Raw genomic sequence first — 11,359 nt, 5'->3', positions numbered from 1 at the left:
GTGGTGGAAGTTTCGCCGCTGGTTGTCGTTGCCTTGCCAGTGGTTGTGGTAGTTGCAATGGTAGATGCCTTGGTAGTTGTCGTGGTAGACGACGCCTTAGAAGTTGTTGTGCCGGATGTAGTGGAAGTTGCACCGCTGGTTGTCGTTGTCTTACCGGTGGTTGTGGTAGTAGTTGTAGTTGTTGTAGTCTCCGCCGCAACGATGATTGTACCGGTGACTACGTTATAATTGTCCTTATCTGTCGGGGTAAACTCCCATGTCAGGACATTCTCCCCTGCTTCCAGAGCTTCCAGTTGAACATTCAGCCATTTGATGGTACCGGGAGTATCATCCTCGCCAGTGGAGATTGCCGGAATTGCATCCCCCTCGCTGTAGGTCTTATCCTCAATGGTGGGGGTGACGGTTGGATCAGCCTTGGCAACGTTGATGGTAATTTCGATGTCCTTGATGACGTTGTAATTGTCCGTGTCTTCGGGCGTGAATGTCACCATGAACTTGTTCTCCCCTGCCTTTCCAACGGAAGTGGTTTTCTCATCCTGCCAGCTAAAGCCTTCGGGAAGTTCTACTTCCGCAAGGGTATCGCCGTAGGTAGCGGTCAGGTCGGTAGGAATCGTATATTCCGGATCGGCCTTGATGATTGTAATAGTGAAAGTTTTGGTTCCCTCGCCGTAATAACGTGTGGCCGGAATGGACACGATCAGCTCATATTCTCCCAATTCCGTGGGAGCTTCCTCCAGCACTTTTTCGCCGGATTTCCAGGTGAAGGTCATAGCACCAGTGCTGTCAGATTTTACCAGTTCTGCCGGATCCAGTGCCTCGCCAGTGTAAGCAATCTCTGCCGGCTCGTCAATGGTCAGCCGGATCATGGGATCGTCACTTTCCGCACCGCATACGGAACAGATCCCATCTTCATCATAAGTATGGTCAGTGTGAGCTGTCTTGCTGTTGCTATAACCGATACAGCCGCTGGTCAGATAAACCGCTGCGCCATTCAGGGTGGGATAGCTGTCCTCAGCGGTCAGATCCTGTCCCCAGATGGAATTGCCCTTTGCAAGGAGATATGCCACCTCGCCGGAGTGGAATGCTGTTTCGGATTGGAATGCGACATCATATGCTGAACCATCCCCATCTGGTCCAAGGATATTGGTAGCCATAAAGGATTCACAGTAGCTGTTTATAATGATGCCCTCATTTTTTCCGCACACGCCGCCTTCACCGTAACTGTCTCTGATGGAACCAATATTATAGCAGTTTTTGATGGTGCCGTTATTTACGCCGCACACGCCACCAACATATGCATCATAATTTCTTGCATCAACGAAGTCGGTGTTGTAGCAGTTTGTGATAATGCCATCATTTTTTCCGCACACGCCGCCGACATTACTTTCTCCGCTGACTGCGCCTGTGTTATAGCAGTTTGTGATGGTGCCCGAATTATTACATCCACACACGCCGCCAACATAACTGTTGCCCTTGAAATAAGAATCCACAACGCCAACATTGGAAACGCTGCCGCCGCTTCCTACATAGCCGAACAAGCCGACATAATCTGTAACTTCATCATTGAAATACAAACCGCTGACGGTGTGTCCCTGTCCGTCAAATGTGCCGTTGTATTGGCTTTCAGATTTGCCGATAGGCGTCCAGGGTGTCGCACTTGTGGAATCCGCTGTGATAGTTCCCTCATTCACGGTAATATCTGTCGTGAGGACTGCGTTTGCACTGCCATAGTTTTCGTTGTCGTTGTTTACTTTATCCGCAAACCAGTACAGCTCCTGTGCGTTGCTGATCTGGTATACGCCGCCGATCTGCTCCGGCTTGGAAAGAGCAACTTCATCGCAGTACGGGCAGATGAAGGATGTGCTGTTGGTGTGGTTGTGGTATACGATAGTCGTGCCGTCACCGTAGACCTTGGGTGCACCCAGTTCCGGATAGCTGGTTTCCACGAACAGATCCTGTCCCCAGACCTCGCCGTCAGTGCCGCTTGCAAGGAGAATCGTAACTGCGCCGGAGTGGAAAGCGGTTTCGTCTTTGGATGCGTCATCATATGTTGTTCCGCTGTTATCCTCTTCAACAGCTTGTTCAGCTGTGTCTGTCAGGTAGTAGCAGTTTGTGATGGTTCTGCCATTATAACCACTCAGTCCACCAACAAGAGCGTTATTGTCAGTTCCGCTGACTGCACCGATGTTATAGCAGTTTATGATTTCATCGGAATTGGATCCGCATATGCCACCGACACGAACCGCTCCACTGATTGCGCCGGTGTTATAGCAGTTTGCGATGGTGCCGCTATAATTAGCTCCACATACACCGCCCACCCAAGAGTTGTTGCCGCTTGCACTGACAGTACCGGTGTTGTAGCAGTTTGTGACGGTTATGTAGTTCTCTCCACACACACCGCCCACATTTTCTAAACCGCTGATTGTGCTGGTGTTATAGCAGTTGATGGTGGTTCCTTCATTTCGTCCACACACGCCGCCAATATACTTGTTGCCCTTGAAATAGGAATTTTCCACACCCAGATTAGAAATCTTGCCAGATGCGAAGAAGCCAAACAAGCCAACATATTCTGCACTTTCATCATTAAAATACAAACCGCTGACGCCGTGTCCCTGTCCGTCAAATGTGCCGGTGTATTTGTTCGAGTTGTTACCGATGGGCGTCCAGTCCACCCAACCCTCTGCCTTTACGCCGTTGCAGCCGGAGACATTGCCTTCGTTCACGATAATATCTGCCGTGAGGACTGCGTTTGCAGAAGTATTGCCGCTGTTGACATATTCCGCAAACCAGTAGAGATCTTCCTTTGTGCTGATCTGATATGCACCGTTTTTGAACGCCGGCTCCATCAGCTCGCCGCAGTATTCGCAAGTGCTTTCAGTGTGGTTGTGGTACTTGGTATTGCCGTCCACAGTTGCCTTGTAGACCTTGAGGGCGTTGAATGCCGGGTAGTTGGTGTCCTTGGACAGATCCTGTCCCCAGACCTCACCGTCTGTGCCATGGGCAAGGAGATATGCCACTTCACCAGAGTGGAACTGATCAGAGGTTTTGCCGCCGTTCTCGTCCTCTGTTGCGGCGAGGTAGTAGCAGTTTGTGATGGTACTTTTATATTGGTAACCATACACGCCGCCGACTTCTGCATCTTTACCAGTCGCACTGATTGCGCCGGTGTTATAGCAGTTTTTGATGGTGCAATTCGAATTATATCCGCACACGCCGCCAACATAATTGTAGCCGCTAACTGTCCCTGTGTTATAGCAGTTTTTGATGGTGCTTCTATATTGGTATCCGCACACGCCGCCGGTATATCCTGAACCGCTGATTGCCCCAGTGTTGTAGCAGTTTGTGATGGTGCAATTATATTGGACTGCACACACGCCGCCGGCATATTGTGAACCGCTGACCTCGCCGGTGTTGTAGCAGTTTGCGATGGTGCCATTATTATCATGATATCCGCACACGCCGCCGGCTTCTGCATCTTCACCAGTTGCACTGATTGCGCCGGTGTTATAGCAGTTTGTGATGGTGCCTTCACCATTATATCCGCACACGCCGCCGACACAATCGTAGCCGCTGACTTCGCCGGTGTTATAGCAGTCTGTAATGGTGCCTTTATAATTTTCTCCACACACGCCGCCGGCATAGGTATTGTTGCCGCTTGCACTGACTACGCTGCTGTTATAGCAGTCTGTGATTTCGCCAATATTCACGCCGCACACGCCGCCTACATAATTATTGCCGTTGAAATAGGAGTTTTCCACGCCAACATTGGAAACACTGCCGCCGATTCCTACATAACCGAACATGCCAACATAGTTTGCGTTTGCATCATTGAAGTACAAGCCGCTGACAGTGTGTCCCTGTCCATCAAATGTACCAGTGTACTGGTTGTTGTAGTTGCCGATGGGCGTCCATACCTTTGCATCTGTGGTGCTTTCGGACAGTTCCCCGGTGTTCACGGTGATGTCATTGACCAGAACTGCGTCCAGGTCAGTATTACCGCTGTTTACCTGTTCTGCGAACCAGTAGAGGTCTGTTACTGTTTTCAGCTGGTATACACCGTCTATCTGTTCCGGTTCGATTTCAAACGCACCGCAGACGGTACAAATGCCGTCCTGGAAGTTATGCTCTACTGTGGGAATGCCTGCCTTGGTGTTGGAGAATTTCGCAGGGCAGGGATAGCTTGCATAGACTTTTCCATGAGTCTGATCCCATACCGGAAGAGCATCCTCGCCGATGGTCTGCCGCCATGCGAACACATTGTCTGCGCCGTTCAGAAGATAGCAGACCTCACCGCTGGCAAACTGGGCAGCCGTTTTGGCTGTGCCCTCGGTGGCAGTAAACTCTGTACCCTCTGCGTTGCAGGTTTCAAGGTAATAGCAGTTTGTGATGGTGCCTCTATCATTATATCCGCACACGCCGCCGACGCCCATTTCGCCACTGACTTCGCCAGTATTATAGCAGCCTGTGATGGTGCCTTCATTCACGCCGCACACGCCGCCCACACATTCTGAACCACTGCCTGCACGGACTATGCCGGTGTTATAGCATTTGGTTGTTTCGCCGCCATTATATCCGCACACGCCGCCGACGCCCATTTCGCCGCTGACTTCGCCAGTATTATAGCAGCCTGTGATGGTGCCTTCATTCACGCCGCACACGCCGCCCACACATTCTGAACCACTGCCTGCACGGACTATGCCGGTGTTATAGCAACCTGTGATGGTGCCTTCATTCATGCCGCATACACCGCCGACACAAGCTCTGCCGCTCAAATAGGAATCCACAACGCCAACATTGGAAATCTTGCCGCCGCTTCCTACATATCCGAACAAGCCGACATAATATGCACTTTCATCATGGAAATACAAACCGCTGATGATGTGTCCCTGTCCGTTGAATGTGCCGGTGTATTTGTTTGAATCGTTGCCGATGGGTGTCCATTCCATTGCACCTCTGGTACTCTCGGACATTGTCCCAGTGTTCACGGTGATGTCATTGACCAGCACAGCGTCCAGATCGGTATTACCGCTGTTTATCTGTTCGGCGAACCAGTAGAGGTCTCCCTTGGTTTTCAGTTGGTATACGCCGTCCTTCAGTTCCGGTTCGCTTTCATATGCACCGCAGACGCTGCACATACCATCCTTGAAGCTATGTTTGATATTCGGGATATTGAGCGCATCGTTTGTGTACTCTGCCGGACAGGGTGTGCTTGCATAGACTTTTCCGTGGGTTTCGTCCAGTACAGGAGCAGCATCTGTTTCCAGATTCTGCCGCCAGGTGAACACATCGTCTGCGCCGTTCAGAAGATAGCAAACCGCACCGCTCTGGAACTGCTCGGCGGTTTTGGTTTTTGCATTGCTGGAACTATCGTTCATTCCCACTGCACTTAGACCATCCTCTGTTTCCAGAGAATAGCAGTTTGTGATGGAACCCTCGTAGTCATTATAGCCGCACACGCCGCCGACTCTTAATTTACTGCCGCTTGCAAGGATTTCGCCGGTGTTATAGCAGTTTGTGATGGTGCCATATACTTGGTATCCGCACACGCCGCCCACACAATCTGAACCGCTAACCTTGCCGGTATTGTAGCAGTTTGTGATGGTGCCTTTCCAATTTTCTCCGCACACGCCACCCACATGAGCAGCATCGTAGCTCGCAAGGACTTCGCCGGTGTTATAGCAGTTTGTGATGGCGCCGAAATTCAATCCGCACACGCCGCCCACATAATCATAGCCGCTGAAATAGGAATCCACAACGCCCACATTGGAAACCTTGCCGCCGTCTCCGATGCGGCCGAACAAGCCCACACCTTCTGCTTTTGCATCATTGAAATACAAGCCGCTGATGGTGTGTCCCTGTCCATCAAATGTGCCAGTGTATTTGTCGTCGTCACCTATGGGTGCCCAGGAAATTGGATTTGTGCTGATGTCCTTGTTCACGGTAATATCTGCCGTGAGTACTGCGTTGGCAGAGGTTTTCTTTGTCACTCCGCTAAGCGTACCGTTTACAAGTCCTGCAAACCAGTAAAGCTGACCTGCATTAGAGATTTCGTAGCAGTTTTCGGTTTCATTGAAGACTGCCGGCATATACTCGCCGCAGTTCTTGCAGGTGCCGTTATCATTAGCGTGTTCCTTTGGGCTTGTGTCACCGCTGTTATTATATATAACACAGCCTGTGGGAGCATATACTTTTGCGCCGCCTAAAACAGGGTACGGATCTGTGCCTATGCTCTGTCCCCAGACTTCCGGAATATTTCCTTCTCCGTCTGCTGTCTGACCAGCCTGGAGGAGATACGCCACCTCGCCGTTTTGGAACTTCGCTGTGGTTTTGAACGTTGTACCATCAATTGTGTCTGTTTCTTTGACATCAAGGTAATAACAGTTTGTGACGGTGCCGCTGTTAGATCCGCATACGCCGCTGGCCTTGGGGTTAATTTTGCTGCTCGCGCTGGCTGTGCCGATGTTATAGCAGTTTTTGATGGTGCCATTCGAATTATATCCGCACACGCCGCCCGCAATTCTTATACTGCTGACTGCGCCGGTGTTATAGCAGTTTGTGATGGTGCCACTACTTTGCCCGCACACGCCGCCGGAATAACCATAGTCGCCGTTTGAACTGACTGCGCCGGTGTTATAGCAGTTTTCGGTGATACTACTATTATAGCCGCACACGCCGCCGACGTCTCCACTACTAGTTGCACTGACCTTGCCGGTGTTATAGCAATTTGTGATTGTTGCTGTTCCTTGATAAACATTATTATAACCGCACACACCGCCGACTTTTGGATCACTGCCGCTTGCACTGACTTCGCCTGTGTTATAGCAGTTTCTGATGGTGCTTCCATAATTCATTCCGCACACGCCGCCGACTTCAGCATCAGCGCTAGTTGCGGTGACTTTGCCCGTGTGATAGCAGCCTGTGATGGAAACGCCGATATTTTCTCCGCACACGCCGCCCACATAAGAATGACCGCCGACTTCGCCGATGTGATAGCAGTCTGTGATTTCGCCGGCATTCTTGCCGCACACGCCGCCAATATACATGTAACCATTGAAATAGGAATCCACAACGCCCACATTGGAAACCTTTCCGCCGCTTCCTACGTAGCCGAACAAGCCGACATATTTTCCGGTTGTTTCATCTGTATCATTGAAATACAAGCCTTTGACGGTATATTCCTTTCCGTCAAATGTGCCCTTGTACCTGTATGAGTCGTCGTATTTGCCGATGGGCGTCCAGCTTATGAAGCTCGTGCCGTTTGCTACATTGCCGTCAACGTCATAAGTCAGAGAACCAAGCAGATTGCTGTTCACGGTAATATCGTTCGTGAGGACTGCGTTTGCTGATTTGTTCTGCTTTGTGCCGGTCGGATTATCCGTTGCGTCATAGTCGCACACGCTTGCATCCCCGTTTACAAGCCCTGCAAACCAGTAAAGCTCCGCTGCTGTCCCGATCTGATACACACCATTGTCGTCTGTTGCAGGCTCTCTGGGTTTTGTGTCTACCACCCCACAGCGAGTGCATACCTCGCCAACAAAATCGTGCCCTAAAGCATCTACTGTTGGTACGTTTCTTGTTCCCTGACATAAGGGGCAATATGCAACGTTATAGCCACTCTCTGTACAGGTTGGAGCGATTGTTTCGCCTGTAGCTTCCCACTGATGCTCACACAGTGTATAATCCTTCAGTGCAATCTCGCTGATCTGCAAAATGTCACCGTTATTAATCTTTGTGATTTCAAGCTTGAAATACTGATAAAACGAAGTGGTTTCTGCTAAATCGAAATCAGTATACGTTTCATTTTCAGCTGGCAAGCTGCCATCTGTAACAGTATCGATTACTGTCCATGAAGTGTTTTCGTCCGCATAATTCATGCAGGCAGAAAGCGTCCATTCCAGCGGGTTTCTTCCGAGACAATCAATTGTATCATTTGTAGTTGCGATTGAATATTTGCTGAGCTTGACCGGCTCCGATGCCTTGAAGATCACATAGGCAGAGCCGCTGAAACCACAGCACCATTTTGTTCCGGTATCGCCGTCAAATAAGTTTGTGTATTTTTCATTGCTGTTGCCCTTGGGATCGCCGGTTACCGCAGAAAGAGTGAAATCATTTGTGTTACCCTCTGCATTTGCTTTCAGTCCAAAGCCCATATTGCTGAATGTTCCACCGGGGAAATACAGCAGCATGGACAAAACCATAAGCAGACTTAGCATGATACTAAAAATTCGCTTTGAAAAACTTGTTTGCCTTTCCATAAGTATTCCTCCTCTTAAATATAATCAGGATATTTCATATACGCAGCGCTCGGCATTGCTGCTATATATTATATTTCGGCTTATCGCCAATATGAATATATTTCTGCCGAAAAAGCCCTCCTCTCATGAATTTGCTGACGGCATCTTATGTATCAGCACCTATTTCCGTTGACTGAACCCCGGAATTATACTTTTCAATCAATAATTCCAGGCTCTCTTTCAGCACTGCAATCTGTGATTTGAGGTAAAATTCGTCCTCAAACAATGCATAGTGAACGCTGGCACGAACGAGAATAAAAATCAGCCCGGTCAGTTTCTGATAAGGAATCCCCAATTTGCCCTCTAACTGTTTCGCATATTCTGTGTATCGCAGATTAACACCCGCAAAGAATTTCTGACCGTATTCTCTGTATTTCGGATGCGTATAGATCTGATACATCAGGCGGTACTTCTTTCCATGCTTTTCAGCTGTCCAGTAGGGAATCTCATCAATAAAACGCCATAAGTCTGACACCTTGGTAGGTGCTTTCGCCATGAAGTCATCTTCTACCTTGCTCATGCAATATTCAGTGGACTGAATAATCAGATCATCGAGATTATCGAAATAAAAATACAAATTTCCCGAAGAAATCCCGCACGCCTCTGCAAGTCCTTTGATTCCGACACTGCCGAGACCATGCTCTGCATAACATTCAAAACATTTTACCATGATATGCGTTCTCTTGGCTTCATGTGCTTTCACATTCATTGCACCCATACAGTTACCTCACCTATCAGAATTAATTGCTCAATCCGATTATATCACAAAAAAGAGAATCTGTCAATACGATTGGTAAAGAATTTATTGATATTTTATAACGCAGCTATGTGCAGGAAAACTGCGACACCAATAGTGACGACAATCTGTCCGTAGAGGAAATTGCGGCGGTGACTTCCATTGATGTGCAGAGTAAGGGAATCACCGACCTGACCGGCGTGGAGTATTTCACAGCACTGACAACACTGAACTGCAATTCCAATCAGCTGACGAGCCTGGATGTGAGCGGGTTTACAGCACTGACAACACTGTACTGCCACAGCAATCAGCTGACGAGCCTGGATGTGAGCGGGTGTACTGCACTGACAAGACTGGATTGCTACAACACTCAGCTGACGAGCCTTGATGTGAGTGGGTGTACAGCACTGACAAAACTGAAGTGCTACTACAATCAGCTTACAAGCCTTGATGTGAGCGGGTGTACAGCACTGTCATATCTGGAATGCAACAACAATCAGCTGCAGAGCCTGGATGTGAGCGATTGTACAGCCCTGGAATCTCTATACTGCGAAAGTAATCAGTTGCCGAGCCTGGATTTGAGCGATTGTACAGCACTGGAAGACCTGTACTGCTACGAAAATCCGCTGCTTGCAGTGAATGCATCAAAACAAATCTCCGATTTCAAGGGTAATAATCTGGCCGCTTTCACAGCGGAGTCGTTCAGTATTTTCCTTGCGGATTACGACATCAGGGAAGAGATGATTTCCGGCCTGACGGGCGGAACAATTAAAAACGGCTTTCTTCTGATAACGGCTGATACAGCGACCTATACCCATGACATTGACGGCGAGAACGGTACGAAGACCATCAGCTGTACCATCAGCGCTCCCATGGTGGAAATTAACAAAACCACCTTCCCGGACGCAAATTTCCGCAGCTATGTGCAGGAATACTGCGACACCAGCGGTGACGGCATTCTGAACGCAGAAGAAATAGCGGAAGTGACCGCCATTAATGTGAATGGTATGGCAATTACCGACCTGACCGGCGTGGAGCATTTCTCAGCACTGGCAAGTCTGTACTGCTATAACAATCAGCTTACAAGCCTTGATGTGAGCCAGAATAAAGTATTGACAACACTGTGGTGCTACTCCAATCAGCTGACGAGCCTTGATGTGAGCAAGAATGCTGCACTGAAATATCTGTACTGCTACGACAATCAGCTGACGAGCCTGGATTTGAGCCAGAATACGTTACTGACAAAACTGAACTGCAAAGACAACCCATTAATTGCAGTCAATGCAGCAGGCAGTATTTCGACTTTATATGTTTCACCGCTTTTACCGTTCACAGAAAAAACGACCGTTATCTGCCTTGCTGATTACGGCATAAATGCGGATATGGTGTCTGACCTTCAGGGAAGCACTATTGAAAACGGTTATCTCCTCGTTACTGACTGCATAGCCACATATACCTATGATATTGACGGCGACCTTGGCACAAATACGATCAGCTGTACAATCACAGCGGATAATCACACCTATGATGAAAACGGCTTCTGTTCAATCTGCGGCGCATATGAGCCTGCAACAGACAGCGACACAGACAGCGTTTACGAAATTGGAAATGCAGGTCAGCTTTACTGGCTTGCACAGCAGGTTAACAGCGGAAATACAGGAATAAACGCTGTCCTTACTGCTGATATTACCGTGAACACAGGTGATGTTGCAAACTGTGGCGGTGTAAAGGCAGAGAACTGGATTGACTGGACGCCTATCGGTAACAGTTCAAACAAATACACCGGCACATTTGACGGACAGGGATATGCAGTAAGCGGATTGTATTTCAATGATTCAGATACAAGTTATGTCGGCTTGTTTGGCAGCATAAAAAGCGGCGGCAAGGTTTCCGGTGTTGGTATTGCTGACGCATATTTCAGAGGAAATGACTATGTTGGCGGCGTGTGCGGAGCAAACGGCGGTATCATCACAAATTGTTATAATGCAGGTGTAGTAATTTCAGTGTATCGTAAAGCTTCTGCCGGAGGTATCTGCGGATATAATGAAGGCGCAATTATAAATTGTTATACTCAGGCAATATCAGCGCAGAAGGAAATGCATCATTGATTGGCGGCGTGTGTGCAGGTAATTACGGCACAATCACAAACTGCTATTCCCTTTCAGATACAGCAGACGAAAACGGCGGCAAAACCGAAACGCAGTTTGGCAGCGGCGAGGTGGCTTATCTCCTTTCACAGGGAGAAAACAGCTCGGTCTGGGGACAGGATTTAAGCACAGAGAGTTCCCCTGCTTTAGGTGGCGCAAAGGTTTACGCAACAAAGGGCTGT

Annotated in this window: 4 protein-coding genes; 2 read left to right on the top strand and 2 right to left on the bottom strand. The window is 48.8% G+C overall.

Annotated features, from left to right (window positions below; translation table 11 throughout):
* Both Q0418_RS08900 and Q0418_RS08895 read right to left on the bottom strand, forming a co-directional pair.
* On the bottom strand, positions 1 to 8,255 hold an 8,255-nt coding region (locus Q0418_RS08900), incomplete at its 3' end, for a GLUG motif-containing protein (RefSeq protein ID WP_298483783.1).
* A gap of 145 nt (positions 8,256 to 8,400) precedes the next feature.
* Positions 8,401 to 9,012 (bottom strand): TetR/AcrR family transcriptional regulator, encoded by a 612-nt coding sequence (locus Q0418_RS08895; protein WP_298483782.1) that lies wholly within the window; start codon positions 9,010 to 9,012, stop codon positions 8,401 to 8,403.
* A gap of 110 nt (positions 9,013 to 9,122) precedes the next feature.
* Between Q0418_RS08895 and Q0418_RS08890 the strand changes: the two genes are divergently transcribed.
* Positions 9,123 to 11,138, top strand: a complete 2,016-nt coding sequence (locus tag Q0418_RS08890) for a leucine-rich repeat domain-containing protein (protein ID WP_298483781.1) — start codon at positions 9,123 to 9,125, stop codon at positions 11,136 to 11,138.
* A partial coding sequence (locus tag Q0418_RS08885; RefSeq protein ID WP_298483780.1) for a hypothetical protein occupies positions 11,135 to 11,359 on the top strand: 225 nt, incomplete at its 3' end. The genes Q0418_RS08890 and Q0418_RS08885, both read left to right, overlap by 4 nt.

It is taken from the genome of uncultured Ruminococcus sp. (assembly GCF_937915125.1).
Lineage (GTDB): Bacteria > Bacillota > Clostridia > Oscillospirales > Ruminococcaceae > Ruminococcus_C.
The sequence above is the reverse complement of the archived record's forward strand: the minus strand, read 5'-3'. Positions and strand labels throughout refer to the sequence as shown.